This window comes from Stenotrophomonas rhizophila (assembly GCF_000661955.1).
GTDB classification, from domain to species: domain Bacteria; phylum Pseudomonadota; class Gammaproteobacteria; order Xanthomonadales; family Xanthomonadaceae; genus Stenotrophomonas; species Stenotrophomonas rhizophila.
The window spans coordinates 4,471,203-4,497,202 of the sequence record NZ_CP007597.1 but is presented as its reverse complement, the minus strand read 5'-3'; the positions used below and the strand labels follow the sequence as shown (position 1 = coordinate 4,497,202).

Annotated in this window: 20 protein-coding genes; 14 read left to right on the top strand and 6 right to left on the bottom strand. The window is 66.7% G+C overall.

Features of this window, described 5'->3' with window-relative positions; genetic code table 11:
* The first annotated feature begins 1 nt into the window (after position 1).
* Together DX03_RS19680 and DX03_RS21315 are read left to right on the top strand one after the other, a co-directional pair.
* On the top strand, positions 2-2,755 hold the full coding sequence (locus DX03_RS19680) for a T6SS effector BTH_I2691 family protein (RefSeq protein WP_185753408.1): 2,754 nt from the start codon (positions 2-4) through the stop codon (positions 2,753-2,755).
* 4 nt (positions 2,756-2,759) lie between these two features.
* On the top strand, positions 2,760-3,842 hold the full coding sequence (locus DX03_RS21315; RefSeq protein ID WP_219335241.1) for a DUF6708 domain-containing protein: 1,083 nt from the start codon (positions 2,760-2,762) through the stop codon (positions 3,840-3,842).
* Positions 3,843-4,382: 540 nt separating this feature from the next.
* On the opposite strand, the gene DX03_RS19675 is transcribed toward DX03_RS21315, so the two are convergent.
* On the bottom strand, positions 4,383-5,375 hold the full coding sequence (locus tag DX03_RS19675; protein ID WP_038691445.1) for a patatin-like phospholipase family protein: 993 nt from the start codon (positions 5,373-5,375) through the stop codon (positions 4,383-4,385).
* A 117-nt stretch (positions 5,376-5,492) separates the two neighbouring features.
* Entirely contained in the window at positions 5,493-6,518 is a 1,026-nt protein-coding gene (locus DX03_RS19670) for a TIGR00266 family protein (protein WP_038691444.1), read from the bottom strand.
* Between the two features lie 223 nt (positions 6,519-6,741).
* On the opposite strand from DX03_RS19670, the gene DX03_RS19665 reads away from it, so the two are divergent.
* Entirely contained in the window at positions 6,742-9,009 is a 2,268-nt protein-coding gene (locus DX03_RS19665; protein WP_051598944.1) for a TonB-dependent receptor, read from the top strand.
* 126 nt (positions 9,010-9,135) lie between these two features.
* Here DX03_RS19665 and DX03_RS19660 read toward each other — a convergent pair whose 3' ends face one another.
* The gene (locus DX03_RS19660; RefSeq protein ID WP_038691441.1) at positions 9,136-9,981 is read right to left on the bottom strand and encodes an acid phosphatase; all 846 of its coding nucleotides are present in this window, start codon (positions 9,979-9,981) and stop codon (positions 9,136-9,138) included.
* A 258-nt stretch (positions 9,982-10,239) separates the two neighbouring features.
* Here DX03_RS19660 and DX03_RS19655 point away from each other — a divergent pair, with 258 nt between their 5' ends.
* Together DX03_RS19655 and DX03_RS19650 are read left to right on the top strand one after the other, a co-directional pair.
* Positions 10,240-11,121, top strand: a complete 882-nt coding sequence (locus DX03_RS19655) for a lipase family protein (RefSeq protein ID WP_038691439.1) — start codon at positions 10,240-10,242, stop codon at positions 11,119-11,121.
* A gap of 10 nt (positions 11,122-11,131) precedes the next feature.
* Complete coding sequence (locus tag DX03_RS19650) at positions 11,132-12,337, top strand: DUF4785 domain-containing protein (RefSeq protein ID WP_038691437.1); 1,206 nt, start codon at positions 11,132-11,134, stop codon at positions 12,335-12,337.
* 183 nt (positions 12,338-12,520) lie between these two features.
* Here DX03_RS19650 and DX03_RS19645 read toward each other — a convergent pair whose 3' ends face one another.
* Positions 12,521-13,351: an ABC transporter ATP-binding protein gene (locus DX03_RS19645; protein ID WP_185753406.1), complete on the bottom strand. Its 831-nt coding sequence runs from the start codon at positions 13,349-13,351 to the stop codon at positions 12,521-12,523.
* A 149-nt stretch (positions 13,352-13,500) separates the two neighbouring features.
* On the opposite strand from DX03_RS19645, the gene DX03_RS19640 reads away from it, so the two are divergent.
* The 7 genes from DX03_RS19640 (at position 13,501) to DX03_RS19610 (ending at position 21,815) form a co-directional block, all read left to right on the top strand.
* On the top strand, positions 13,501-14,703 hold the full coding sequence (locus tag DX03_RS19640; protein WP_038691435.1) for a DesA family fatty acid desaturase: 1,203 nt from the start codon (positions 13,501-13,503) through the stop codon (positions 14,701-14,703).
* Between the two features lie 72 nt (positions 14,704-14,775).
* A complete protein-coding gene (locus DX03_RS19635; RefSeq protein ID WP_137191535.1) occupies positions 14,776-15,075 on the top strand; it encodes an EF-hand domain-containing protein in 300 nt (99 codons plus the stop codon).
* Between the two features lie 45 nt (positions 15,076-15,120).
* On the top strand, positions 15,121-15,741 hold the full coding sequence (locus DX03_RS19630; protein ID WP_038692700.1) for a hypothetical protein: 621 nt from the start codon (positions 15,121-15,123) through the stop codon (positions 15,739-15,741).
* Between the two features lie 36 nt (positions 15,742-15,777).
* Positions 15,778-16,590 carry a bifunctional DNA-formamidopyrimidine glycosylase/DNA-(apurinic or apyrimidinic site) lyase gene (mutM, locus tag DX03_RS19625; RefSeq protein ID WP_038691431.1) on the top strand — a complete coding sequence of 271 codons (813 nt, stop codon included), beginning with the start codon at positions 15,778-15,780 and terminating at the stop codon, positions 16,588-16,590.
* 65 nt (positions 16,591-16,655) lie between these two features.
* Entirely contained in the window at positions 16,656-17,219 is a 564-nt protein-coding gene (locus tag DX03_RS19620) for an ECF-type sigma factor (RefSeq protein ID WP_038691429.1), read from the top strand.
* A gap of 67 nt (positions 17,220-17,286) precedes the next feature.
* Entirely contained in the window at positions 17,287-20,118 is a 2,832-nt protein-coding gene (locus DX03_RS19615; protein ID WP_038691427.1) for a serine/threonine-protein kinase, read from the top strand.
* Positions 20,119-20,213: 95 nt separating this feature from the next.
* On the top strand, positions 20,214-21,815 hold the full coding sequence (locus tag DX03_RS19610; protein ID WP_038691425.1) for an OpgD/OpgG family glucan biosynthesis protein: 1,602 nt from the start codon (positions 20,214-20,216) through the stop codon (positions 21,813-21,815).
* Between the two features lie 50 nt (positions 21,816-21,865).
* Here the strand turns inward: DX03_RS19610 and DX03_RS19605 are convergent, their stop codons facing one another.
* Positions 21,866-22,486, bottom strand: a complete 621-nt coding sequence (locus tag DX03_RS19605; protein ID WP_038691423.1) for a thymidine kinase — start codon at positions 22,484-22,486, stop codon at positions 21,866-21,868.
* Between the two features lie 130 nt (positions 22,487-22,616).
* On the opposite strand from DX03_RS19605, the gene DX03_RS19600 reads away from it, so the two are divergent.
* Positions 22,617-24,593, top strand: a complete 1,977-nt coding sequence (locus DX03_RS19600; RefSeq protein ID WP_038691421.1) for a UvrD-helicase domain-containing protein — start codon at positions 22,617-22,619, stop codon at positions 24,591-24,593.
* Between the two features lie 152 nt (positions 24,594-24,745).
* Positions 24,746-25,279, top strand: coding sequence for a GNAT family N-acetyltransferase (locus tag DX03_RS19595; protein ID WP_038691419.1), 534 nt, complete (start codon positions 24,746-24,748; stop codon positions 25,277-25,279).
* 55 nt (positions 25,280-25,334) lie between these two features.
* Here DX03_RS19595 and DX03_RS19590 read toward each other — a convergent pair whose 3' ends face one another.
* Positions 25,335-25,997 (bottom strand): YceH family protein, encoded by a 663-nt coding sequence (locus tag DX03_RS19590; protein ID WP_038691417.1) that lies wholly within the window; start codon positions 25,995-25,997, stop codon positions 25,335-25,337.
* Positions 25,998-26,000: the final 3 nt, after the last annotated feature.

The window sequence follows — 26,000 nt, the reverse complement described above, 5'->3', positions numbered from 1 at the left end:
TATGACGTGGATGAAGAACAGAATTGTGGAGGCGGCCGTCAATTCAACATCACCCTGCGAGCAAGGAGCCTGCAAGAATTGTGACAAGCCGGGTCTGCTGATCCATCCATTCCGTTACTCCGCGTTCTTTAGCGAAGACTCATACGTTATGGACATGGTTCCGAACCTCGGACCGAGCGCAGGAGAGTCTTTGCCGGAATTGAAGACCTCGAAGTATGCGATCAGGATGATGCGGGAAGGTTACATATACATAGTGCTGGACCGCGGCGGCTTTCGTCACTTGGACAGCTACTACGTCCGACCCAGTGGACGTCTGATGCGTTTTCGAGGTGAGCCGCCGGATAGGAAGACATCGGACATCGCCTGTAAACGGATGGCAGAATCGGCCAATGCACTCATGGTGGCTATTGAATCGCCCGAAGAGGTGAGCATGTCGTACTGGCTCTTCACGCCCGACCCTCTCTCTGAGAGCAAGGAAGCCGAGCTCATCGAGCAAGCGCCCGCGTTGCTTGCTAACGGTTCTCTACAGGGGTTTAGCCCACAACAATGGATGAATCAGCAAGGGGTTCAAGAGTTCGCGATCTCGCCACGAGCAATGTCATCCTTTGTCCTTGAGTACATGGCGACTACAGACATCAATAGCATCGCCAAACTCCGAAAACCGATGGTTGCAGCATTGAATGAACAACCCTTTCCCGCCCTTTGCGACTCGCAAGAGCCTGGGCCCGCACCGCAGTTTTCAGGGCGGCCAGGTGGACCCTATCGATCAAAGCTCGATGAATCCTTGAGTGTTCTGAAAGATGCACTGCAACTTCTGCAAAGCACTGGTGGGGTCGGAATCGCGCTACAGGATGCGATTGGGATTACCCAAGAGCTCAATGCATGGCGTAACCGCGCCATGGAGGGCGTTGAGGAGTGGATGCACATTGTCGACAAGAATGGTGTCGACAATGAATGGAAGTATTTGGCTGCACACCAGTATGCGGAGCTCAGAGACGGTGTGCTCGAAAATCGCCTCAAGGTGGCGACAGATTGGGCGGTTACGGTCAGCAATGCACCATACGACCAAACCGAGCGGGAGCTTGAGGAGCTAAAAAGAAAAGGTGGATTCATTGACCCAGGCCCGACCATAGCCATCGTTCGGGCGGCGCGCGAAGCAGACATATTTGGACAGCGGAAAAGATCGATCGAGGAAGCGCATGCGCTGACCAAGTCTCAGTTCGCCAAGATAGAATCGCTTTTGGATGGAGAGCAAGCAAGTATCCTGAACGAGTTCAACGTCTTGGCGACGCCTTGCGAGCAGAAAATGCGCGAACGAGCGCCTGATCATTTGGCATGGTTGACGAGTCCGATGCTGAAGTTGGCATTGCGCAGCTACGATCAAGAAGATCTTGAAAGGGGTTGGGCCTTCGCGGTGCAGGTAGGTATGGCAATGTCCGGCATGGAGTCAGATGAGAGCTCGCGCCTGGTTCTGGACGGGTGGTGGAAGAATTTGCAGCTATTGGACGAGGGAGCGGATCAGATCGCTGAAGGGAATCTCGCCTGGCGAATATACTCGCTCAACCACCTCCCGCTGGCGAAGCAACTGCACCAAGCACTGGAGTTATCAAGACGCGAACACCGGTCGGTAGATGGCTGGGAGATCGCTGCGTCCGCACAGGAGTTCACATCCAAAGCGCTGGAGCTCTTTGACAAATCGAATGCTGCACTCCGTGCGTGCGAAGACGCAGGACAAGTGACGTGGTTCAAGCGTAGTCTGCTTGGTGTACTGATGAGCTGGTACGCACAGCTTGGACGAGTGGCATACAACACAGCGACCAACACGGTGGTTGATCAAGCACTGATGAGGCTGCTAGTGAGGGCAATGCAGCTTCGAATGGGGTCATATGCTCAGCAATTTCCGGTCGCGGAGTTCCATGCAAGCTCGGCCGGCAATGGCATGTCAGCCTACTGGCGAGGACAGATGAATCGGTTCATTCGCGAGGGCATCGAAAGAGAGTTGGCAAAGGGGCGTTCTGGTGGCGCCTACCAAGGGCGTGTCTTAGCAATGGCTACTCTCTTCGAGTCTGTGAATCTCATCATCAAAGGGAAGAGCATATTCAAAGATGATGCCACCGCCCGCGAGGGCGCCGAGTTCATTGCCTCGGGTATGGCGCTTACTGGCGGGGTCATTGCTATTTTCGAAGAAGGGGCGAACTGGGTCGCAAACAACTTCAATAGGGGAGCGCAAACATCCGCGTACTCGCGGGTATGGGGGGGGCGACTTGGTTTGTATGGTGGGGCTTTAGCCGGTACGGCAGGACTGATCGGTGCGGTGCTCGATGGGTCTTCCGCTCATGATAGCTACCGCCGGGGACACCAGATTCTTTCGCTGGCCTATGCGTCCAGAGGCGTAGTCGCAGCGTCTGCGGCCGCAATCGGCGCAACAATCTCCTTTGCCGGTTCGGCCCCATTTCTACGGGTAATGATGGGACGTGCGCGGGATCCACTTCTACGCATCATGCTGACGCATTCAAGCGGCTTGGCAGCTCGATTGCTCGCGCGCGAAGCAGTGATCCTAATGTTGAGGACGTGGGGCGCGCGTATGGGGTGGGCCGCCGCCGCACTCACAGTCTTTATAATTGTCTTGAGCCCAACGGATCTTGAAGAATGGTGCGACAGGAGTGTTTTTAGGAAAGACAAAAGTAGGCGGCAATATCGGAGCTCAGCGGAAGAACTTCTTGCGATTTTTCAACTTACAAAGCAGGGCGCGTAAGACGATGTACCTTTTGGAAATGATCTATTGGGAATCAAAAATCACCTGTTTTGATGAGGAATCAAAAGAGAATATTCGCATTTCAGCGGCAGAGGGCAATTCACAAATTCTGGTAGCCTTGAATACAGCGCCTCACGATGAGCAGGCAATATTCGCAGTCAACGAAAGATTCATGGATGTGCAGGCTGCCTGGCAGGAGGATCGGCGAGGCGTAGTCGCATTCCTATTCATTGGATTGATGTATTTTCTTCAATACCAGATATTTTTTAATCTAGTTCTCCCGGGCATTCGGAGCATCTCTTCGGGCATAGGCCCTATGGGATATCCCCTCACTACTGAGGGGTATATATTCGCTCCCCTTTCTATCCTTGTTTGGCTTGTGGCCAACATTGTTCTGTTCCGATTCGGCTGGCGCTGGATTCGCTTGGAGATCTTCACTCAGCGACGGCTTGTGATTCGCTTTAACAGACTCACCCGGCAGGTGCACATAAATCGTCCCTCCTACGCCGGCGGAATCGTGACATTTCCCTGGGAGTCTACCGTTGCGGATATAAGCGGCGGTGACAAGGGCTCGCGTCTTGGCGATGGCGTGCTCGCACTAGTTTGGCCGGCGCGTTACAGCGGTGCAGGTTTCGACGATCTTAGTCTGGTCGGCGGTACTCTGTCAGACCGCGATAGGGCTGAAGCACTATGGGAGTACATCCGGCGTTACATGGAGGAGGGCATCAATTCCGTTCCTAGTCCGACCAGGCTTCGTTCGACGTTTCCTTGGCCATGGGATTCTGTTCGATCAACTTTGAGTTTTATGAAGCCTTCTTGGCACAACGGTGACAAGGGGATGGTGCTCACATTCGCGCTTCTGCTCTCGCCCTTGCTGCTAATGCACAGCATCTGCCATTGGCTCTCGCTGCTTCTGTGCTGGCCTACATGGTGGCCCAGGATCATTCGTCGCGCCGGACTGCCCGGTGCGCCCGTGCCGAAGCTGACTACTGCCGACGACTACGGCCCGGAGATGGCGGCAAAGCTCAGAGCTTCGGCAGTCAAGGTTGTCGACAAGTCGGAAAGCTCTGTCGGTAGGCCAACCTAGACACAGTGCGTAGTAGGCAAGAACGCGTGAAGGCGCCCTTCGGCGATGCCCATGGCTGCCGAGGGAGTGTCTGCGCTGTGACAACACAAGGTCATGAACATAGCGGTGGTGATCTTCATTGGCTATCGGATAGGGCGACGCTTCAAGAAGATGATCTGTACGGCAGAGTCGATCTTCTCCATGCTCGGCTGGCCAGACGTCAAATGGGTGAACCTGCGCAAGGAGGTCGCGGCCCGTCGCCAATCCGGCGACCCGCCTCAACTGGGCGACACGTATTCAGATAATTACGTAGTTGAGGCTGACGTAAACGGTGCTCCAGAGCCCGCGTCCCCTTTGCCGGGGTCAGGAGCTTAAGACATCTGGTACGCGGCACCCGTTGCACTGTCCAGGCGTCGTTCAATGGCATCTCGGAACCGGCACTTTGCCGCCGGGTCCAACGGATTGAACGCGGCGAGCGGCGGTGCAGCGTAGGCAGGGGCCGGTGCAATTGCGTCGTTTGGGGAGAGCAGCCGGGCAGAGCCCGGCGCTACAGAACCTTGATCAGCACTTTTCCTTGCGCCCCATCAGCCGACCCACGCGCGACGGTTCATCGCACTTGGGCTTCGGCGGCGGCGGCGCTACCGCGGCCGCACGGGCCCGCTGCAGCTGCTGCACCTTCGCGCGGATCTGCGGCATCGCCGCCATCGCGGCCTTCTCGCCTTCCAGGATCGCGTAGCCGCGCTGGCTGAAATCGGCCGCGCCGATCTCCAGCACCTTGGGGCGGATGATGATGTCCGCGCGGGCCAGTTCCTGCTCGCCCAGGCGCTGGCCCATGATCGAGATGGACTGGTTCACGATGCCCAGCATGCCGGTCGGCGACTTGCCGCTGGCCTTGCTGGAGATGTCCACGGCGATGACGAAGTCGGCGCCCAGCTGGCGCGCTGCATCCACCGGCACCGGGCTGACCACGCCGCCGTCGACGAAGCTGTTCTTGCCGATCTTCACCGGCTCGAACACGCCGGGGATGCTGCTGGACGCACGTACCGCCTGGCCCACGTTGCCGCGCACGAACACGGCGCGGTCGCCGGTGTCCAGGTTGGTGGCCACGGCCGCGAACGGCTTCTGCAGTTTTTCGGCGGGGCGGTTGCCCACCTGCGCGTTCACGTAGTCCTGCAGCTTCTGGCCCTGCACCAGGCCGCCGGAGAACAGGCGCACGTCGCGGATGCTGGCTTCGTCCAGGGCTACGGCCTTGGACTGCATCTGGAACGCGTCCATGCCGCTGGCGTACAACGCGCCGACCACGCTGCCGGCGCTGGTGCCGGACACCACCACCGGCTCGAAGCCGTTGGCTTCCAGCATCTTGATCACGCCGATATGCGCAAAGCCCTTGGCCGCGCCGCCGCCCAGGGCGATGCCGATCTTGACCGGCTTGGCCTGCACCACCGGGGTGGCCACCGGTGGCGGGGTCGGGCGCACGGGGTCACCGCCGCAGCCGGCGAGCAGGCCGAGAGCGGCAACAGACAGCGTCAGGCGAATACGGTGCAGTGATTTCATCGGCGTGGCAGAAAGTGAATGGGCATCGAGGGCGTCAGCATACCGGTACTGCCGGCCGTTGGTCGGCAATGGCAGGGCGCCGGTTTATATCGGGTTGCCGGCCACCGGCCAGCCCCCTCAGAACCGGTTGTCGCCGTCCAGGATCCGGCCGATGCCGCCCAGCACCGAACCCTCGCCACGGCTCTGCCCGCCGGCCTGGGGCGCGGCCATCCACATGCGCCCGGCCAGGCGCGAGAACGGCAGCGACTGCAGCCACACCTTGCCCGGGCCGGTCAGCGTGGCCAGGAACACGCCTTCGCCGCCGAACACCATGCTCTTGATGCCGGCCACGCGGCGCACGTCCATGTCCACGCTGGCGTGGTAGGCCACGATGCAGCCGGTGTCCACGTCCAGCCGCTCGCCGGCGGCCAGTTCCCGCTCCACCACGCAGCCGCCGGCATGCACGAACACCCAGCCGTCGCCCTCCAGCTTCTGCATGATGAAGCCCTCGCCGCCGAACAGGCCGGTCATGATCTTGCGCTGGAACTGCACGCCGATCTGCACGCCGCGCGCGCCGGCCAGGAAGCTGTCCTTCTGGCAGATGAGGCGGCCGCCGTGCTGGTCCAGCTTCATCGGCAGCACCGTGCCGGGGTAGGGCGCGGCGAAGGCGACCTTGGCCTTGCCCTGGCCGGTGTGCGTGTACAGGGTGGCGAACAGGCTTTCACCGGTGAGCACGCGCTTGCCCGCGCTCATCAGCTTGTCCATGAAGCCGCCGCCCTGGCCGCTGTGCGAGCCGTCGCCGAACACGGTGTCCATCTGCACCGCGGCGTCCTTGAACATCAGGGCGCCGGCCTCGGCGATGGCGCTTTCGCCCGGGTCCAGCTCGATCTCCACGAACTGCATTTCATGGCCGACGATGCGGAACTCGATGTCGTCGGCGCGCTGGCTGCGGCCACCGGGGCCGGGCAGGGGCGGCGGCGCGCCCTGCGGGGCGACGCTGCCGGCCAGCAGCTCGGGCACCTCGCTGATCGCCATCCAGCCGCTCATGCCCTCGCACCAGACCAGCGCCCGCGGGTTGAGGTGGGCGTACTTGCGGGCGGCGGCATCGTCGAGGGGACCGGTGCGGTCGGCCTGGCCGGAGGTATGGAAGTACCACTGGGTCATGGCGGTGTGCCTGGCAGACGGAGGAGGGAGCCAGTCTAGGGCGGTCGACGGAAGGCTGAGTGGGCCGGAAGTCGTGATCGGCGTCGAAAACCGCAACCCGTCTTCACATCCGGGTGGCCGGATCTTGGTAATGAATGACCGGAATTTGCGACGCTGTTGCTGTACTGCAACAATTGTCTGGTAGCGCCGGTCCACCACCCCTCCCAACACAGCCTAAAACGCCATGTTCCCGAACCGCACTGCCCACGGCCGGTTTCCGTCCGTGCACCCGCTCGTCATCGCCCTTGCCGCCCTGCTGCCATTGACGGCCGCAGCCCAGGACGCCCCCGCCACCAAGGATCCGGTCGCCCTCGACACCCTGCAGGTGACGGCCCAGCGCCGTGTGGAAAACGCCAAGGACGTCCCGGTGTCGATCTCGGCCATCCAGGGCGAGAAGCTCGACGTGCTCGGTTCGGCCGGCGACGACATCCGCTTCCTGTCCGCGCGCGTGCCCAGCCTGAACATCGAATCGTCCTACGGGCGTGCCTTCCCGCGCTTCTACATCCGCGGCCTGGGCAATACCGACTTCGATCTCAATGCCTCCCAGCCGGTCTCGCTGGTGTATGACGACGTGGTGCAGGAAAGCCCGCTGCTGAAGGGTTTCCCGCTGTTCGACCTGGCCGGTGTGGAAGTGCTGCGCGGCCCGCAGGGCACGCTGTTCGGGCGCAACACCCCGGCCGGCGTGGTCAAGTTCGATTCGGCGCGCCCGTCGCAGGACGCCGACGGTTACGTCAAGGTGGCCTACGGCAGCTACAACACCTGGAACACGCAGGGCGCCTACGGCGGTCCGCTGACCGACCGCTGGTCGGCACGCGTGTCGGCGCTGTACCAGCGCCGCGATGACTGGGTGACCAATACCCGCGCCAATGCGCCCGCGCAGGGCTTTGAAGGCTACGACGAAGCCGCCGCCCGCCTGCAGTTCCTGTACGAAGGCGACGACCTCGAAGCGCTGTTCAACGTGCACAAGCGCAAGCTCAACGGCACCGCGCGCCTGTTCCGCGCCAACATCCTCAAGCCGGGCACCAACCAGCTGGTCGAGAACTTCGACCGCGACGAGGTCTCCACCGACGGCCAGAACTTCTCGGAACTTGAAACCTGGGGTGCCAGCGCGCGCCTGAAGTGGGACCTGGGGCGGGTGACGCTGCACTCGATCACCGGCTATGAAACCGCCGAATCGCTCAACCACGGCGACATCGACGGCGGCTACGGCGCCAGCTTCCTGGGCGCGGGCAACTATGGCCCGGGCAACATCCCGTTCGCCTCCGAGTCGGCCGATGGCCTGCCGCACCACCGCCAGTGGACGCAGGAATTCCGCATCGAATCCAACGAATGGGGCCGCTTCGACTGGCAGGCGGGGCTGTTCTACTTCGATGAAGACGTCACCATCGACAGCTTCAACTACGATTCGCTGACCCCGGGCAACCCGCAGAACGGCCATGCCGTGCAGAGCCAGCGTAACAAGGCCTGGGCGGCGTTCGTGTCCGGCGATTTCGACGTGACCGAGCGCTTCAAGCTGCGCGGTGGCGTGCGTTACACGCAGGACAAGAAGGACTTCAGCGCCAGCGTGCTGCAGGCCGTGCCGTTCGGTACGCCGGTCAGCGGCCCGTACCTGGCCAACACCGACGTCAACGACGTCAGCTGGGACCTGAGCGGCGTCTACCAGATCACCGACAACCTCAACGCCTATGCACGCGTGGCCAAGGGCTTCCGTGCGCCGTCGATCCAGGGCCGTCTGGCCTTCGGTGGCGTCTCCCAGGCCGACTCGGAGAAGGTGATTTCCTATGAAGCCGGCATCAAGGCCGACCTGTTCGACCGTCGTGCGCGCTTGGGCTTCAACGTGTTCCGCTACAACGTCGATGGCCAGCAGCTGATCGCGGTGGGCGGCAGCAACAACACCGCCACCCTGCTCAACGCCGACAAGACCCTGGGCCAGGGCGTGGAACTGGACTTCGAGGCCTACCTCACCGACCACGTGCTGCTCACCCTGGGCAGCAGCTACAACGACACCGAGATCAAGGACCGCGACCTGGCGGTGGCGATCTGCGGTGGCGGCTGCACCATCACCGACCCGACCACGGTCATCGACGGTTCCACCTACGCACTGGTCAACGGCAATTCGCTGCCGCAGGCGCCGAAGTGGATCCACAACCTGACCCTGCGCGCCGGTTTCCCGATCAACGACGCCAGCGAGCTGTACGTGTACACCGACTGGGCTTACCGCAGTGAAGTGAACTTCTTCCTGTACGAGTCGCCGGAGTTCCGCAGCCGCTCGTCGCTGGAAGGTGGCCTGCGCCTGGGCTACAACTGGGATTACGGCCAGTACGACGTGGCCGTGTACGGCCGCAACCTGACCGACCAGGTGCGCGTGGTGGGCGCGATCGACTTCAACAACCTCACCGGCTTCCTCAACGAACCGCGCACGTTCGGCGTGGAGTTCACCGCGAAGTTCTGATGCACGTCATGCGGTAGGTGCCCACCGATGGTGGGCACGCCCCTGAAAACGAAAACGGCGCGGAGAAATCCGCGCCGTTTTCCGTCATACCGGTAGAGCCGACCGTTGGTCGGCTGCCCAACGCGCCTACAACGCGCTCTCAGGCCGCACCTTCAACACCGCTTCCTCGGCGGCGCAATCGCGGCTGGAATGCAGCCCGGCCTTGCGTGCCGCGGCGATCTCCTTGCGCGCAGCCAGCAGATCCTTGTTGAACGCGGCGTTGTCGTGCAGGCGTGCCACGGCGGCCGCGCCCATGAACCGCCCTTCCAGGATGTCGCTCTGCCAGTGCACGTTGCACACCAGGCGGCTCTCGCCGTAGTTGCGGCCACGCAGCTGGATTGCATCGGCGCGCTCGGGGGCGATCTCGGACAGGATCAAGGCCCACGCCCAGCCGATGGACGTATGGCCGGACGGGTACGAGCCATTGCCGCGCAGCCCTTCTTCATCGTCGGGCGTGCAGGTGGGTTCGCCGTTGACCATGAACGGGCGCGCGCGCTGGTAGTGCTTCTTGGCGGTGCGCGTGGCCGAGCTGGCATCGATCCGGCTGCGTTCCAGCAGGCGGTACAGCGCGGGCGTCTTTACCGCGTCCACGTCGATGTCGATGGCGCAGGAGAACTGGTTGGCACCGGCCGGGAAGCCGAGTTCGGCATCGATATGGGCCTGCGCGAAGCGGGGGCTGCCACGTAGCGCGCGGGCTTCACGGCTGACCTGTTCGTCCAGCGCGAAGCCGGCCGAGCCGGCTGCCGGCGGCGCCGGCACCAGCGCCAGGCTGGCTGGCACCGCGTCGGCCTGCAGGTAACCCACCGCCTTGGTCGTGACCGATGCCTCCACGGCCGTGGTGCGCGGTGCGCCGGTGGTCGTACAGCCGGCCAGGGCCACCAGCACGGCAACGGTCAGCAGGGGGCGCAGGACGGGGGCGGCAGACGACGACATCGGCAGGACTCGCAGAGGGGGAGCCGGCATGATCGCAGCTTCACCCGGCCGCGACAGTGGCCGTTGGTCATGCGGCCAGATCCGGCACGCCCGGCAGTCGGATGACGGAAACCCGCGACTGGTTCACGGAATTGGGCCGCCGCGCGACATAGCTTCGGCGCAGGCGCCATCACTCGTCATATCTCTATGGATAGATGCACTGCATGGCAACGCGGTAGCGCCGGTCATCAGGGGGATCACCTGCAAGGGAGCAAACGGATGCGAAGCAACGCGGGATGGACGGGCGGTGGACTCGCCCTGGGCTTGATGCTGGCGTGCGGCACCACGCACGCGGCCGATGTGGTGGGCGTGGCGTTCGTGCACGGCACCGGCAAGCAGACCGACGCACGTACGGACTACTGGCAGCCGGGCATCATCGACACCGTGCGCCAGGGGCTGCCCAACAGCAGCAACTACACGGTCATCAACTGCGATTTCGAACAGTACATGTGGAAGCCCGAGGCGGCTGGCTGCCTCGCTGGGCAGCTGACCACCTTCATCAACACCAAGGGCATCACCAAGCTGGTGGTGATCACCCACTCCAACGGCGGCAACGTGGTGCGCTGGATGCTGTCCAACCCCACCTACGACAGCCGCTACCCGAAGATCATCCAGACCATCGGCAAGGTCACCGCGCTGGCACCGTCCTCGGCCGGTACGCCACTGGCAGATGCCGCGCTCAACGGCAACACGTTTGAAACCTCGGTGGGCTGGCTGCTGGGCTACAAGAGCGACGCCGTGCGCCAGCAGCAGGTGGGCCACATGGCCACCTACAACGCGCAGAACCTGTATGGCACCGCCGGACGCCCGGCGCTGCCGAAGCCGTTCCGCGCGGTGGTCGGCTCGGATGTGGAGTCGGCGGTGTGGGACAGCAACAGCTACTGCGGCGGGTATGCGCAGAACGTGGGGCTGGAGTTCACCCAGAACTGGTTGAACAGCTGTTCGGACGGGTTCCTGGAGTGCAGCAGCCAGAAGGCTGCCGGCACGCTGTGGTTCACCGACAAGGCGCGCACCCAGGGCGCCGAGCCGCTGAGCCACAACCAGAGCCGCCGCGAGTGCTTCGGCCTGGGCACGATCCTGCGCAACGACCTGACCCTGTGAGGAGCACGCCATGACTTCAAGACTGACGATTGCCGCCGCTGTTGCCGCGGCGCTGGTGGCCCTCCCGCTGCACGCCGCGCAGCCGCTGCTGGCCCGCAGCAGCGACCAGCTGGCGCCGCGCGTGGAAAGCGCGCCCCTGCAGGCCGACGGCATCGAGCGGGCCCCGGTGAGTTTTGCCTGGGCATTGGACCCCGCCGATACGTTGACTGCGCCTGCGCCCTTCGTGGCCACCAGCCGCAGCTACTGGGAAATGGTGGACGCGGCCACCCTGCAACGCGGCCTGGACCTGCCGCTGACCGCACCGGATGCGGTGATCCAGGTCAGCCCGGCGCCGGGTGCCCGCGCGCTGGCACCGCAGCAGTGGCAGGTGCGCGACCCGGCCGGCACGCTGGCGGTGGACAAGGTCGTGGATGACCAGCAGCTGCGTGCGGCCGGCATGGCGGCGGGGCAGGGCAGCACCATGGTGCGAACCGGGCGCAGTGCCGCGGTGGGTACCTATCGCCTGCAGAGCGCCCAGGCGCAGGGCCGCTACGTGGTGCAGGTGCTGGAGCCCAACAGCACGGTGTCGCTGCAGCTGCAGGCCAGCCGCCAGCAGGTGCTGGCCGGTGGCAGCGTGGAACTGAGCGCGCGGTTGCTGGATGACCGCGGCACGGCCACGCTGGCCGGCGCCACGGCGGCCGCGCGCACCCTGCCGGCCGGCGGCGAGGCGTTGCTGGTGGCCCCGGATGGCCGCAGCTGGCCGGTGCCGCTGGTGGCCGGCAAGGACGGCCTGCGCGCACGCGTGACGATCCCGCAGGACATCGGCCCGGTGCAGGGGCTGTGGGAACTGCAGGCCTTCGTCAGCGCCAACGGGGTACAGCGTGATGGCAAGGTGGCCTTCGCGGTGGCCCAGCCCACCGCGCGCTTCACCGGCCAAGCTGACGTGGACCTCGCCCGGCGCACGGTGACGTTGCCGCTGCAGATTGGTGCGCCCGGTCGCTACGAGGCGCGCGGCACGCTGTACGCCACCGGCCCGGACGGCCAGCTGCGGCCGGTGGCGCAGGCGCACAGCGCAGCGTGGTTCGACCGCGCCGGCCCGGGCGCCATCGCGCTGCCCTTCGCCAGCGTGGCCTTGCCGCGCGGGTATACAGCCCCGTTCGAGTTGCGCGACCTGCAGCTGCAGGACCAGGGACGGATGGCACCGATCGAGTCACGCGCGGTGGCGTTGAAGTTCTAGGCACCGCGGGCGACGGAGGCGACACCCTCCGTCGCCCGGCGGTAGAGCCACCCCATGGGTGGCTGCCTTTCATCGGGCACCCGTGCACCGCCAGCCACGCATGGCGTGGCTCTACCATTGGGGGCGCGGACACGGTACCCGTCACGCGCCAAGGTAGCGCCACCCCATGGGTGGCTGCGCGACCTATCCGGCGAACGCGCTCAGCCGGCCCTCGTGCTCCACCACCTGGATCGGGCCGCCGAACACTTCCGACAGCGGCGCGTCGCGCAGCAGGTCGTCGCGCGGCCCATCGGCGATGATCCGGCCACCGCGCAGCAGCACCACCCGCGCGATCTCCGGAATGACCTCCTCGATGTGGTGGGTCACCAGCACCAGGGTGATGCCTTCGGCGGCCAGCCGGCGCATGGTGGCGATCAGGTGCTGGCGGGCGATCAGGTCCAGCCCGGTGGACGGCTCGTCCAGCAGCAGCGCCTGCGGCCGGTTGACCAGCGCCCGGGCGATCAGCACGCGCCGGGTTTCACCGGCCGACAGCTCGGCATAGCCCCGCGCCAGCAGCGCCAGCGCACCGGTCAGAGCCAGGGTTTCACGCACGCGCTGGCGCATGTCCTCGGTGACCTCGCGGAAGGCCGGCACCACGAAGCTGGCGAAGAAGCCCGACAGCACCGCTTCCTCCACGGTCAGCCCGGGCATGTCGGCCAGGTTGCTGCTCAGATCGCCGGTGACGATGCCCAGCTGCGAGCGCAGCCGGTCCACCTGCCAGCGGTTCTGGCCCAGCACCCGCACCGCCACGCTGCCGTCGGCATGCGCCAGCGGGTACAGCTCGCGGGTGATCAGCTTGATGAAGGACGACTTGCCGCAGCCGTTGGGGCCCAGCAGCGCGGTGTGCTGGCCCTGGGCGATGCGCAGGCTGAGGTCGTGCAGAACCCGGACCTGGCCGCGGATCACGCAGGCACGGTCCAGCTCGATCAGGGGGACGTTGGCGGCCTGGGGCGCCGAAGAGGCTGCGACTGTCATGAATGCGGGGGCATGCTCACGAAGGAGGAAAACAACTGAATGACTGCGCAAAAATCGCACCAGACGGATGAAGTTTGCAACTGCAGGCCCCATCATGTCCGAAGGTGTACCTGTTCCCTTGCTGGCCGTCCGCGGCCCGGAGTCCTGCGATGCTCGATACGCTCCTCAACTTCCTGACCGGCGGTGTCGTCGGCCTCGGCTGGTGGGGCATGGCACTGGTGCTGCTGGTGTTCACCCAGCTCACCATCTTCGCCGTCACCCTGTACCTGCATCGCAGCCAGGCGCACCGTGGCGTGGATTTCCACCCGGTCATCGCGCATTTCTTCCGCTTCTGGACCTGGCTCACCACCTCCATGATCACCAAGGAGTGGGTGGCCATCCACCGCAAGCACCACGCCAAGGTGGAAACCGACGAAGACCCGCACAGCCCGGTCACCAAGGGCATCGGCATGGTGTTCTGGCGTGGCGTGGAGCTGTACCGCGAGGCCCGCGCGATGCGTGCGGACATCGAACAGTACGGTCGCGGCGCACCGGACGACTGGATCGAACGCAAGCTCTACACCCCGCATGCCAACCTCGGCCCGGTCGCGCTGCTGGCCATCAACAGCCTGCTGTTCGGCCTGCCGGGCGTTGCCCTGTGGGCGATCCAGATGGCGTGGATCCCGTTCTGGGCCGCCGGCGTGGTCAATGGCCTGGGCCACTGGTGGGGCTACCGCAACTTTGAATCGGCCGACACCTCCACCAACCTGACCCCCTGGGCGTTCTGGATCGGCGGTGAAGAGCTGCACAACAACCACCACGCCTTCCCCAGCTCGGCCCGCTTCTCGATGCGCCGCTGGGAGTTCGACATCGGCTGGGCCGCCATCCGCGGCCTGCAGGCACTGCGCCTGGCCAAGGTGCTGCGCGTGGCTCCGTCCATGGACGTACGCCCGAACATCGCCGTGCCGGATGCCGAAACCCTGAAGGCGCTGCTGTCGCACCGCTTCCAGGCCATGACCGACTACCAGCGCAATGTGTTCGTGCCGGCCCTGCGCGAAGAGGCGGCGATGGCCGGCGCCAAGCTGCGCAAGCTGCTGCCGCGCCGCATGCGCCGCGGGCTGGTCAACGACGGCCGCTGGCTCAAGCCGGACTGCCGCGCCCAGCTCAGCACCTGGGTCGAGCAGCGCCCGCGCATCCGCGTGCTGGTCGAACACCGCGCGCGCCTGGCGGCCCTGCTGGAAGCGCGTGGCAACGATGCCGCCGAGCGCCTGAAGCTGCTGCAGGCGTGGTGCCACGAGGCCGAAGCCAGCGGCATCGCCGCGCTGCAGGCCTACGCCGCCCGCCTGAAGGGCTACGCGCTGACGGCGCACTGACCGGTGCGCCCTGGCGTGATGAACCGTGGAAAACGCCGCCTCGTGCGGCGTTTTTCCTGCATGGCCGTGCTGATGGCCGCCGGCATGGCGCAGGCGCAGGTGGCCGACACCGGCAGCTACCTGCAGCGCATGGATACCGACGGCGATGGCCGGGTCAGCGTCGAGGAATACGTGCAGTGGATGATGTACGCCTTCGAGCGCATGGACCGCAACGGCGACGGCGTACTCAGCGCCGATGAACTGCCCGGCGGCAAGGGCGCCCCGATCACCAAGGAACAACAGCGGCAGACCCTGATGCAGCGCTTCCACAAGCAGGACGCCAACGGCGACGGGTACCTGAGTGCGAAGGAACTGGCCGCGCCGCCGCGGTGAGCGTGGTCTGGCCACCAGGTGAAGCGTTGGGCGATCATGCTCGGCATGGACGATCTGATCGACGAATGGTGTGAATTCTGCGCGGGACGCAGCGAACAGGAAACGTGGTACTTCTCGGGCCTGCTGCAGGGCGTTACCGAGGCGGCGGTCCTGACGCAGGTGTTCGCATCCTTTCCTCACGCCGATGCCCTGGAGGCGCGCGCCTTGGACGTGCTCCAGGCCGGTCGTTGGGGTAATCATCTCTACCTCCAGCCCGCCCACGAAGGGAATGCACAGGTCCGAGCCGCCGCCGCGCGCGCGTGGCTGGACGAACTGGCGCGCGTTGCCGGCGCGAATGGCGAACCGGCGTTGCAGGCAACGCTGCTCCGCGTCCCGGTTGTCAGCACATCGTCCGACCGGCTGGAAGCGGCTCGGTCCACGTCCGAACCGTCGGCCTACCTGCACGATGTGATCTGCGAGGTGGTGAGGGATGCGCGCACGCTGGACACCGCGCAGGTGGCCGCACTGGACGAGGCGCTGTACCACGTCGCTTCGGATCTGTATCTGGGCTGGTACATCTCCCAGCCGCTGGCACCTGACGCCATCGATTTCGCGCCCTATCTGGCGCTCTGGCGTTTGGGGGGATGTAGCGCGCTGGTCGAGGATGCATTCTTGGTCCAGAAGTGAACGGAGCGCATGCGACTCGTTGAGTAGAATTTCCCCATGCCTGAACTGCCCGAAGTAGAAACCACCCGCCGCGGCCTGGCCCCGCACCTGGAAGGCCGCCGCGTGCATGGCGTGATCCTGCGCCGGCCGGACCTGCGCTGGCCCATTCCCGAAGAGATCGGCGCGCTGCTGCCCGGGCAGGCGATCGAGGGCGTGCGCCGCCGCGCCAAGTACCTGCTGCTGGATACCGCCATCGGCAGCGCCCTGCTGCACCTGGGCATGTCCGGCAGCCTGCGCGTGCTGCCCGGCGATACCCCCGTGCGCGCGCACGACCACGTCGACATCAGCCTGGACAACGGGCGCCTGCTGCGCTTCAACGACCCGCGCCGGTTCGGCAGCCTGCTGTGGCAGCCGGCCGGGGAAACCCACGCACTGCTGGCCGGGCTGGGTCCGGAGCCGCTCGACGACGCCTTCGATGGCGATTACCTGTTCCAGCGCAGCCGGGGGCGCAAGGCACCGGTGAAGACCTTCCTGATGGACCAGGGCATCGTGGTCGGGGTGGGCAACATCTACGCCGCCGAAAGCCTGTTCATGGCCGGCATCAACCCGCTGCGCGAGGCCGGGAAGATCTCGCGCGGGCGCTACCAGCGCCTGGCCGATGCCGTGAAGCAGATCCTGGCCTACGCCATCACCCGCGGCGGCACCACCCTGCGCGATTTCATCAACCCGGACGGGGCGCCGGGCTATTTCGAGCAGGAACTGCTGGTCTACGGCCGTGAAGGCGAGCCCTGTCGCCAGTGCGGCCGGCTGCTGCGGCACGCCACCATCGGCCAGCGCGCCAGCGTCTGGTGCGGCTACTGCCAGCGCTGAACCCTCGCACGCCCGTCGCCTTGGCGGCGGTATAGTCCGCCCAACGTCACCGGCGGGGGTGTGCGATGGACGAAGCACCGGATATCACCGTATGGCTGGATTCAGCCCGCGCGGGCGACCGCGCCGCCCTGGACCGGGTGCTGACCCTGCTCTACCAGGAGCTGCACAGCATGGCCCGGCGCCAGTTGGCCGGCCAGCAGGGGCGCACGCTCGATGCCACCTCGCTGGTCCACGAGTCCTACCTGAAGCTGCTCGGCGCACGCGGTGCGGCCCGCTTCGAAGACCGCGCGCACTTTTTCGCCTATGCCGCCTCGGCCATGCGCAGCGTGGTCGTGGATTACGCGCGCAACCGGTTGGCGCGCAAGCGCGGGGGCGACCTCAAACGGGTGGACCTGCCCGAGAACAGCAGCAGCGGCGTGCGCCTGGATGAAGACCTGCTGGCGCTGGACGTGGCCCTGGCCCGGCTGCAGGCCGTGGACGGCCACCTGGCCAAGGTGGTGGAGCTGCGCTATTTCGCCGGGCTGTCCGAACAGGAGATCGCCGATCTGTGCCAGCGCTCGGAGCGCAGCATCCGCCGCGACTGGCAGAAGGCGCGCATGTTCCTGCTGGCCTCCGTGCGCGACGACTGAACACGGCGGGCAATGACGGTCCCGCGTGGCGGCGCGGGCGGTGGTACATCGTTCGGGGAGCAGATCGATGGAAGCGTCGCGCTGGCGGCAGGTGTCTTCGCTGCTGGACCAACTGCTGGAACTTGCCGACGGGCCGCGTGCGCAGCGGCTGGCGCAGCTGCGCCTGGCCGATCCGACGCTGGCCGACGACCTGGAACGCCTGCTGGAACACGAGCGCGACAGCCACGAGTTCATGGCCCAGCCGTTGTGGACCGCCGCCCCGCAGGACAGCCGCGCCGGCACCCTGATCGGGCCCTACCGGTTGTTGCGCGCGCTGGGCGAGGGCGGCATGGGCGAGGTCTGGCTCGCCGAACGCGCCGATGGCCTGTACCAGCGCCAGGTGGCCCTCAAGCTGCTGCGCAGTGGCTATGCCGACCCCGGCCTGCGCCAGCGCTTCAGCCGCGAGCGCGAGATCCTGGCGCGGCTGCAGCACCCCAACCTGGCCGAACTGCTCGATGCCGGCGTCGACCTGCAGGGCCAGCCTTACCTGGCGCTGGCGTATGTGGAAGGTGAGCCGATCACCGACTACTGCCAGCAGTTGCAGCCGCCGCTGGAACGCCGCCTGCAGCTGATGCTGCAGGTGTGCGCGGTGGTCACCCATGCGCACGCCAACCTGATCGTGCACCGCGACCTGAAGCCCTCCAACATCCTGGTCACCGCCCACGGTGAAGTGAAGCTGCTCGACTTCGGCATCGCCAAGCTGCTTGACGACCCGGAGGCGCGCGACAACGCGCAGCATCCGGCCACCGAGGCGCGCGCGTTCACCCTCCACTACGCCGCCCCCGAACAGGTGCGCGGCGAACCGGTCACCACGCTCACCGATGTGTACTCGCTGGGTGTGGTGCTGTTTGAAGTGATCACCGGGCGCAAGCCCTACCGGTTGCGCCGCCACAGCGATGCCGAATGGGAGCGCTCGATCCTGGAGGTGACCGCACCGCGCGCCTCGGCGGTGGTGCTGCGCGGCAGCGCCGGGAGCCCGCCCACGCTGGCCGATCGGCGGCTGGCCCGGCGCCTGCGCGGTGACCTGGACACCATCCTGCTCAAGGCCCTGCAGAAGGAACCGGCACAGCGCTATGCCTCGGCCGAAGCGCTGGCGCAGGACCTGCGCCGATTCCTGGAGGGCCGGCCCATCCATGCGCGGCCGCAGCGCACCCTGTACCGCCTGCGCAAGTACATCGGCCGGCACCGCTGGGGCGTGGCGGTGGGCTCGCTGGGGGCCGTGGCGCTGGCTGGCCTGGCGGTGGTGGCGCTATGGCAGATGCAGCAGGCACGGCGCGAAATCGCCCGCGCCCAGGCCATGCAGGAATTCACCGTGGGCCTGTTCGACCGCGCCGCCGGCGTGCGCCATGGCAGCTTCGACGTGCGCCAGCTGCTGGCCACCGGGCAGCAGCGCGGCGAGGCCGAGCTGGCCGATCAGCCGTTGTCGCTGGCCGATCTGCAGGGCGTGATCGGACGCCTGCGGATCGGCATGGGTGACTATCAACTTGCGCTGCAGACGCTGGACCGCCAGCGCGCACTGCTGGAGCAGGCGGGCGAGGTGCCACCCCCGTTGCAGCTGGAAGCGGTGACCCAGCGCGGACGCGCGCTGCGCATGCTGGGCCGCTCGCGCGAGTGCGTGGCGCACATGACCCCGATGCAGTCGCTGGCCGCGCAACAGCGCAGCGCGCTGCCCGGCCTGGTGGCCGAGTACCACGCCCAGCTGGGCCGCTGCCAGCAGCTGTTGGGCTACCGCGATGAGGCGCGCGCGGCCTTCGCGCTGTCGCTGGCCGTGCGCCGCGACGTCCTGCACGACACCGCCGGCACCGCCGAGAGCCTGTCCGACCTGGCCGCGCTGGACAGTGACGACGGCCGCCCGCAGGCGGCCCTGGCCGGCTACCAGCAGGCGCTGCAGCTGCTGCAGCTGCGGCCCGGCGAGCGCCAACCGCAGCTGATCGTCCTGCGCCGCCACCTAGGCGAGACCCTTGCCGCGCAGGGTGACCTGGCGGCCGCCGAGCAGACCCTGCACATCGCCTGGTCCGATGCGGTCAGCCTGTATGGGCCGGACCATCCGGAGACCTTGTCGATCCGGCGCCTGCGTGGCGTGCTGGCCCTGCAGCGCGGTGACCTGCGCCAGGCGGACGCGACCCTGCAGCAGGTCCATCGCCTGACCCGGCTGGCGCTGGGCGAGCAGCACCGCGACACCGGCCTGAGCTGGCACGCGCTGGGCCTGCTGGCGCTGGAGCGCGGTGACAGCAATGAGGCCGTGGTCGATTTCGAGCATGCCGTGGCGATCTGGCGGCAACCGGACTGCGTGCGGTTGCTGCCGCAGGGCCTGTACGACTACGGCAGTGCCCTGGCCCAGGCCGGGCGCTGGCAGGCCGGGTTGGCCGCCCTGCATGAAGGCCGCCAATGGCAGGCCGCGCAACGCGGCGACCACGATCCGTCGGTGCAGCAGGCCGACCTGCGGATGGCCGAGATCACCAGTGCCTACGGCGACCCGCGCCAGGCCGGCGACCAGCTGGCGCAGTTGATGCTGCGCCACCGGCAGGGCGGTGCCGAGGCCATGGCCGGGCAACAGGCCCTGCAGCTGGCCTGGGGCCGCAACCTGGCCCGCATGGGGCAGGACGTGGAGGCCGAGCGCGTGCTGTTGGCGGTGGCCGACAGCCGCGCGCCGGACCCGGCCAGCACCGCCGTGCGCTGGCAGGCGCGCACCCGCCTGGCCGCGCTGCACTGCGCGCAGACGCCGCTGCGCAGCCGCGAGGCGCTGCTGCGGCTGCAGGGCGAGGCCCGGGTGCAGTGGCCGCAGGGCGGCACCACGCTGCGCGACATCGACCAGGCGCTGCAGGCCTGCGCCAGTGCGACGCTGGCCACCACCCGCTGAGCGGCGGGCTGGCTGAACGCCACGCGCGCGCCACCTCGGCGATTTAACGTTCGCCTGCCTATGATGGCCGGCCCTTTCCTGCCAGTGCTGCCTGCATGCAACGTCGCGACTTCATCCGCAATGCCTCCCTGGCCTTGGCCGCGATCGGCTTCCCGGCGCTGCCGGCCTGCGCCGCGCAGGGCAGCCAGGTGGGCCTGCGCCGGCTCGGCCAGCCGCAGCCGTTCGATTTCGCCACCCTCAAGGGCCAGGCGCGCGCGCTGTCGCAGGCCGCCTACCAGACCCACAAGCGCACGTTGCCCGGGCCGCTGGAAGCGTTGGACTGGGACCAGTACCAGTCCATCAGCTACCGCCAGGACCATGCGCTGTGGGCCGACAAGCCCGGCAAGTACCAGGCCAAGTTCTTCCACCTGGGCCTGTACTTCCATTCCCCGGTGCGGATGTTCGACGTGGTCGACGGCACCGCGCAGGAGCTGGCCTACGACCCGGCCGCGTTCGATTACGGCAAGAGCGGGCTGAAGGGCAGCCACCTGCCGGCCGACCTGGGGTTTGCCGGCTTCCGGCTCAACACCCGCCAGGACACCAACCGTGATTTCGCCGCGTTCCTGGGCGCCAGCTATTTCCGTGCCGTGGGCAAGGAAGGCCAGTACGGCCAGTCGGCGCGTGGCTTGGCCATCGACACCGGCATGGGCAAGCCCGAGGAGTTCCCGGACTTCATCGCCTATTACCTGGAACAGCCGGCGGCCGACTCCAACACCCTGGTCGTCTATGCGCTGCTGGACTCGCCCAGCGTGGCCGGCGCGTACCGGTTTGCGATCACCAACGGCGACACCCTGCTGATGGACATCGACTGCGCCCTGTACCCGCGCAAGGCCATCGAGCGGTTGGGCATCGCCCCGTGCACCAGCATGTACCAGGTGGGCGAGAACGACCGCCGCATGGCCTGGGACTGGCGCCCGGAAATCCACGATACCGACGGCCTGTCGATGTGGACCGGCAGCGGCGAGTGGATCTGGCGCCCGCTGTGCAACCCGCACAACCTGCGCTTCAACATGTTCGTGGACAACAACCCGCGCGGCTTCGGCCTGCTGCAGCGCGACCGCAACTTCGACCACTACCAGGACGACGGGGTGTTCTACGAGAAGCGCCCCTGCCTGTGGGTGGAACCGAAGGGCCAGTGGGGCAAGGGCTCGGTGCAGCTGGTCGAGATCCCCACGGTGGATGAAACCTTCGACAACATCGTGGCGTTCTGGAACCCGGAGGCCAAGCCGCAGCCGGGCCAGGAGCTGTTGCTGGGCTACCGTCTGTACTGGGGCGCGCAGCCGCCGGCCCGCACGCCGCTGGCGCATTGCGTGGACAGCCGCACCGGGTTGGGCGGGGTGATCGGCAAGAAGCGGGCGTACTTCTCGTGGCGCTTCGCGGTGGATTTCGAAGGCGGCGAGCTGGCCGCGCTGATCGACAAGGGCGAGGTGGAAGCGGTGGTCCAGGCCAGCCGAGGCCGCGTGGAGATCGTGTCGGCGCGCCCGCTGCGCGAGATCAAGGGTTACCGCGCCATGTTCGACCTGGTCCCGCCGGACGATTCCACCGACCAGATCGACATCCGCCTGTACCTGCGCAGCGGCGGCAAGACCCTGACCGAAACCTGGCTGTACCAGTACAGCCCGCCGCCGAAGGGCGCGCCGGAGCGCACGCTGTACTGAGGGCAGGCGAACCGTTCCAGACGTAGCGCCGGGCTCTGCCCGGCTGCTGCTCACATCGGCAACTGCGCCTGGGCCGGTTCGATCTTGCCCTCGCCCCGCGTGATCTTCTTGAACTCGGCCCGGCTCACCGACACGTAGCGCTCGTTGCCGCCAATCTCCACCTGCGGGCCGTCCTGCACCGCATGGCCGTGCTCGTCCACCCGCACGGTCATGGTGGCCTTCTTGCCGCTGTGGCAGATCGTCTTGATCTCCTGCATCTCGTCGGCCCAGGCCAGCAGGTACTGGCTGCCTTCGAACAGCTCGCCGCGGAAATCGGTGCGCAGCCCGTAGCACAGCACCGGAATGCGCAGCTGGTCGACCACCTCGCTGAGCTGCCAGACCTGGCTGCGGCTCAGGAACTGCGCCTCGTCGACCAGCACGCAGCCGAGCTTCCCGTGGGCGTCCAGGTCCTGCGCAATCAGTCGCTGCAGGTCGGTGTCGCGGTCGAAGGCCACGCCGTCGGCCTTCAGCCCGATCCGTGAAGCCACCACGCCCCGCCCGGCGCGGTCGTCCAGGCGCGGGGTCAGGATGGCCACGCGCATGCCCCGTTCCCGGTAGTTGTGCGCCGACTGCAGCAGCGTGGTGGTCTTGCCGGCGTTCATCGCCGAATAATAGAAATAGAGCTTGGCCATCGGCCAATTCTAGACGCCTGGCCGGCTCCCGTGGCGGCCCGGCGGGGCCGGCGGACGCAATCGTCCGCCGCGGCCGGGCCCTCCGACCCGGCCGGGCGGCCCGGTACAATGCTCCTCCCCCGGAGATGGCATGCACGGTCTCAATCCCCCCCAAAGCGCTGCAGTGCTGCACTGCGAAGGTCCTCTACTGGTGCTCGCCGGCGCCGGTAGCGGCAAGACGCGCGTGATCGTGGAAAAGATCGCCCAGCTGATCGCGACCAAGCGCTACCCCGCGCGGCGCATCGCGGCGATCACCTTCACCAACAAGTCGGCCAAGGAAATGCGCGAGCGCGTGGCCAAGCGCCTGCACGGCGGGGATGCCGAGGACGTCACCATCTGCACCTTCCACGCGCTGGGGCTGAAGTTCCTGCAGATCGAGCACGCGGCGGTGGGGCTCAAGCGCGGCTTCTCGATCTTCGACGCGGACGATGCCACCTCGCAGGTCAAGGACCTGATGTACGGCGCCAAGCCCGACGACATCGAGGACGTGAAGAACCTGATCTCGCGCGCCAAGAACGCCGGTCTGTCGCCCGAGCAGGCCATGGCGGCCGCGCGCAGCACCCGCGAGAAGGAAGCGGCCAGTGTCTATGAGCGCTACCAGCTGCGCCTGACCGCGTTCAACGCGGTCGACTTCGACGACCTGATCCGGCTGCCGGTGCAGGTGCTGGAAGAGAACCCGGAGATCGCCGTGGCCTGGCGCGAGCGCATTGGCTACCTGCTGGTCGACGAATGCCAGGACACCAACGATGCGCAGTACCGGCTGCTCAAGCAGCTGGCCGGCAGCAAGGGCAACTTTACCTGCGTGGGCGACGATGACCAGTCGATCTATGCCTGGCGTGGCGCCAACCCGGAAAACCTGCAGCAGATGGCGCGCGACTACCCGGCGCTGGAAATCATCAAGCTGGAGCAGAACTACCGCTGCTCCAACCGCGTGCTGCGCGCGGCCAACGCGCTGATCGCCAACAACCCGCACGAGCATCTGAAGAAGCTGTGGAGCGACCAGGCCGACGGCGAGCGCATCCGCGTGTGGGAGTGCCGCAACAGCGAGCACGAAGCGGAGAAAGTAGCCGCCGAGATCTCCTTCCTGGCGACGTCGAAGAAGATTCCCTGGAGCGATTTCTGCATCCTGTTCCGCGGCAATTTCCAGTCGCGGCCGCTGGAAAAAGCGCTGCAGCTGGTGCGCGCGCCGTACCACATCACCGGCGGTACCGCGTTCCTGGAACGCCAGGAGGTCAAGGACACGCTGTCGTGGCTGCGCCTGCTGGTGAACCCCGACGACGATACGGCGTTCATGCGTGCGGTGCAGTCGCCCAAGCGCGAAGTGGGTGCCGGCACCCTGGCCAAGCTGGCTGAACTTGCCTCGGAGAAAGAGCTGCCGATGGCGCACGCGGCCGAAGCCATTGGCGCGTTGTCGCAGCTGCCACCGCGCGCGGCCAACGGCCTGAGCCGCTTCACCGACATCCTGCGCGACCTGCGCGCGGAGATGCCCAAGCTCAGTTCCGGCGACCTGGTGCGCAAGCTGGTGAAGGAATCCGGGCTGGTGTCCGAACTGCGCAGCGCGTGCAAGGAAGAGTCGGTCTACCAGCGCCGGCTGGGCAACCTGGAAGAGCTGGCGCAGTGGTTCGAAGGCGGCCCGCGCGGCGCCACCACCGCCGACCTGGCCGCACAGCTGGCGCTGTTGTCGCGCAACGACAAGGACGACGGCGGCAACCAGGTGCGGATGATGACCATGCACGCCTCCAAGGGCCTGGAATTCCCGTACGTGTTCATCATCGGCTGCGAGGATGGCGTGCTGCCGCACCAGGTCAGCCTGGACGAAGGCAACCTGCAGGAAGAACGGCGCCTGCTCTACGTGGGCATCACCCGCGCCAAGGTGCAGCTGTGGATGAGCTACAGCAAGCTCACCCGCAAGTTCGGCGAGCACGTGCGGCTCAAGCCGAGCCGGTTCTTCGATGAAATTCCGGCCGAGGAAATGCAGCGCGACGGCGCAGACCCCGTCGCCGACGCCGCGCGCAAGAAAGAGCGCGCCAGCGCGGGCCTGGCCGCGATCCAGGCACTATTCGACTGACCCACTGCACGGGTAGAGCCGACCGTTGGTCGGCTGCCCGAAGCGCGTCGGCTGCCATGCCCCGCCTCGAAGAGCAGCCGACCAACGGTCGGCTCTACCGTGTTCGGGGCGCGCATTGCACAATCGGCGTATCGCCTTCCACCGGTACCCGCATGTCCGCCGTGATCCAGACCGAACGCCTGCACCTGCGCCTGATCGATCCCGATCACGATGCGGCCGACATGCTGGCCCTGCTGAACGAGCCGGGCTTCATCCGCAACATCGCCGACCGTGGCGTGCGCACCCTGGCGCAGGCGCGCGACTACACCGCCGAGCGCGTGCTGGGCAGTTACACCCTCAATGGTTTCGGCATGTACGCGATCATCCGGCGCAGCGACGGTGCGTGGCTGGGCAATGCCGGACTGGTGCGCCGCGACGGCTTGCCCGCCCCGGACATCGGCTACGCGCTGCTGGCCCAGTACGAGGGCAACGGATACGCGTTCGAAGCCGCGCGCGGGGTGATGCACTACGCCCGCGACGTGCTGGGCCATACCGATCTGTACGGCATCGTGTCGCCGGACAACCTGCGTTCGGCTGCGCTGCTGCGCAAGCTGGGCATGGAAGACCGCGGCGACCTGCTGCTGCCGCCACCGCATGGCGGGGATGTCGTGCTGCTGTTCGCCACCCCGGGCGCCCCGGCCCCCTGACGCCGACAACCGGCCACGCAACACAGGGTAGAGCCGACCGTTGGTCGGCTGCCCCTCACCCCCCCAACTGCGCGCGCAACTCCGCCAACTGCGCCTGCAACTCCGCCACCGTGGCCTCCAACTGCTGCACGCGCGCTTCCAGCGCCGGGCTGCCACCGCCACCGCTCGACGACGACCCCTTGTAGCTCTCCGCCAACGCCTGCACGTCCACCGGGCCACCCAGCAGGTGCATGTACCGGTCCTCGCGCTGGCCGCTGGCGCGCGGCAGCTGCACCGCCATACCGCGCTGGATCATGCGTTCGATGTGGTGGCGCACTTCCTCGGCGTCCTGGAACTGGAACAGGCGCTCGCTGCGGGTCAGCAGCTCGTTCACCGTCTGCGGGCCGCGCAGCAGCAACAGGCCCACGATGGCCAGCTGTTGCCGGGTCAGATCCAACGCACTGCCGGCGCGGTGCTCGTAGCGCTCGGCCCGCGAGGAGAACTGCTGGCGCGCCAGGCCCAGGCTTTCCAGCTGGCGCAGCGCGTGGTGCACATCGCCGGCCGACAGCGCCATCACCGGCTCGCGCGCGGTCTTCTGGTTGGCGGCCACCTGGGCGGCATTGACCGTCAGCGGGTAGGCGTCCGGGGTGGTCGCCTCCTTCTCGATCAGGCAGCCCAGGGCGCGGGCCTGGGCCGCGCTCAGCACGGGCAGGGCGGGGGTCTGGGTGTCGTCGGTCATGGC

What these genes read in the sequence shown, in the direction of transcription:
- DX03_RS19680 (WP_185753408.1), top strand. Translation starts at nt 2, where the DNA reads ATGACGTGGATGAAGAACAGAATTGTGGAGGCGGCCGTCAATTCAACA.
- DX03_RS21315 (WP_219335241.1), top strand. Translation starts at nt 2,760, where the DNA reads ATGTACCTTTTGGAAATGATCTATTGGGAATCAAAAATCACCTGTTTT.
- DX03_RS19675 (WP_038691445.1), bottom strand. Translation starts at nt 5,375, where the DNA reads ATGAAATCACTGCACCGTATTCGCCTGACGCTGTCTGTTGCCGCTCTC.
- DX03_RS19670 (WP_038691444.1), bottom strand. Translation starts at nt 6,518, where the DNA reads ATGACCCAGTGGTACTTCCATACCTCCGGCCAGGCCGACCGCACCGGT.
- DX03_RS19665 (WP_051598944.1), top strand. Translation starts at nt 6,742, where the DNA reads ATGTTCCCGAACCGCACTGCCCACGGCCGGTTTCCGTCCGTGCACCCG.
- DX03_RS19660 (WP_038691441.1), bottom strand. Translation starts at nt 9,981, where the DNA reads ATGTCGTCGTCTGCCGCCCCCGTCCTGCGCCCCCTGCTGACCGTTGCC.
- DX03_RS19655 (WP_038691439.1), top strand. Translation starts at nt 10,240, where the DNA reads ATGCGAAGCAACGCGGGATGGACGGGCGGTGGACTCGCCCTGGGCTTG.
- DX03_RS19650 (WP_038691437.1), top strand. Translation starts at nt 11,132, where the DNA reads ATGACTTCAAGACTGACGATTGCCGCCGCTGTTGCCGCGGCGCTGGTG.
- DX03_RS19645 (WP_185753406.1), bottom strand. Translation starts at nt 13,351, where the DNA reads ATGACAGTCGCAGCCTCTTCGGCGCCCCAGGCCGCCAACGTCCCCCTG.
- DX03_RS19640 (WP_038691435.1), top strand. Translation starts at nt 13,501, where the DNA reads ATGCTCGATACGCTCCTCAACTTCCTGACCGGCGGTGTCGTCGGCCTC.
- DX03_RS19635 (WP_137191535.1), top strand. Translation starts at nt 14,776, where the DNA reads ATGGCCGCCGGCATGGCGCAGGCGCAGGTGGCCGACACCGGCAGCTAC.
- DX03_RS19630 (WP_038692700.1), top strand. Translation starts at nt 15,121, where the DNA reads ATGGACGATCTGATCGACGAATGGTGTGAATTCTGCGCGGGACGCAGC.
- mutM (WP_038691431.1), top strand. Translation starts at nt 15,778, where the DNA reads ATGCCTGAACTGCCCGAAGTAGAAACCACCCGCCGCGGCCTGGCCCCG.
- DX03_RS19620 (WP_038691429.1), top strand. Translation starts at nt 16,656, where the DNA reads ATGGACGAAGCACCGGATATCACCGTATGGCTGGATTCAGCCCGCGCG.
- DX03_RS19615 (WP_038691427.1), top strand. Translation starts at nt 17,287, where the DNA reads ATGGAAGCGTCGCGCTGGCGGCAGGTGTCTTCGCTGCTGGACCAACTG.
- DX03_RS19610 (WP_038691425.1), top strand. Translation starts at nt 20,214, where the DNA reads ATGCAACGTCGCGACTTCATCCGCAATGCCTCCCTGGCCTTGGCCGCG.
- DX03_RS19605 (WP_038691423.1), bottom strand. Translation starts at nt 22,486, where the DNA reads ATGGCCAAGCTCTATTTCTATTATTCGGCGATGAACGCCGGCAAGACC.
- DX03_RS19600 (WP_038691421.1), top strand. Translation starts at nt 22,617, where the DNA reads ATGCACGGTCTCAATCCCCCCCAAAGCGCTGCAGTGCTGCACTGCGAA.
- DX03_RS19595 (WP_038691419.1), top strand. Translation starts at nt 24,746, where the DNA reads ATGTCCGCCGTGATCCAGACCGAACGCCTGCACCTGCGCCTGATCGAT.
- DX03_RS19590 (WP_038691417.1), bottom strand. Translation starts at nt 25,997, where the DNA reads ATGACCGACGACACCCAGACCCCCGCCCTGCCCGTGCTGAGCGCGGCC.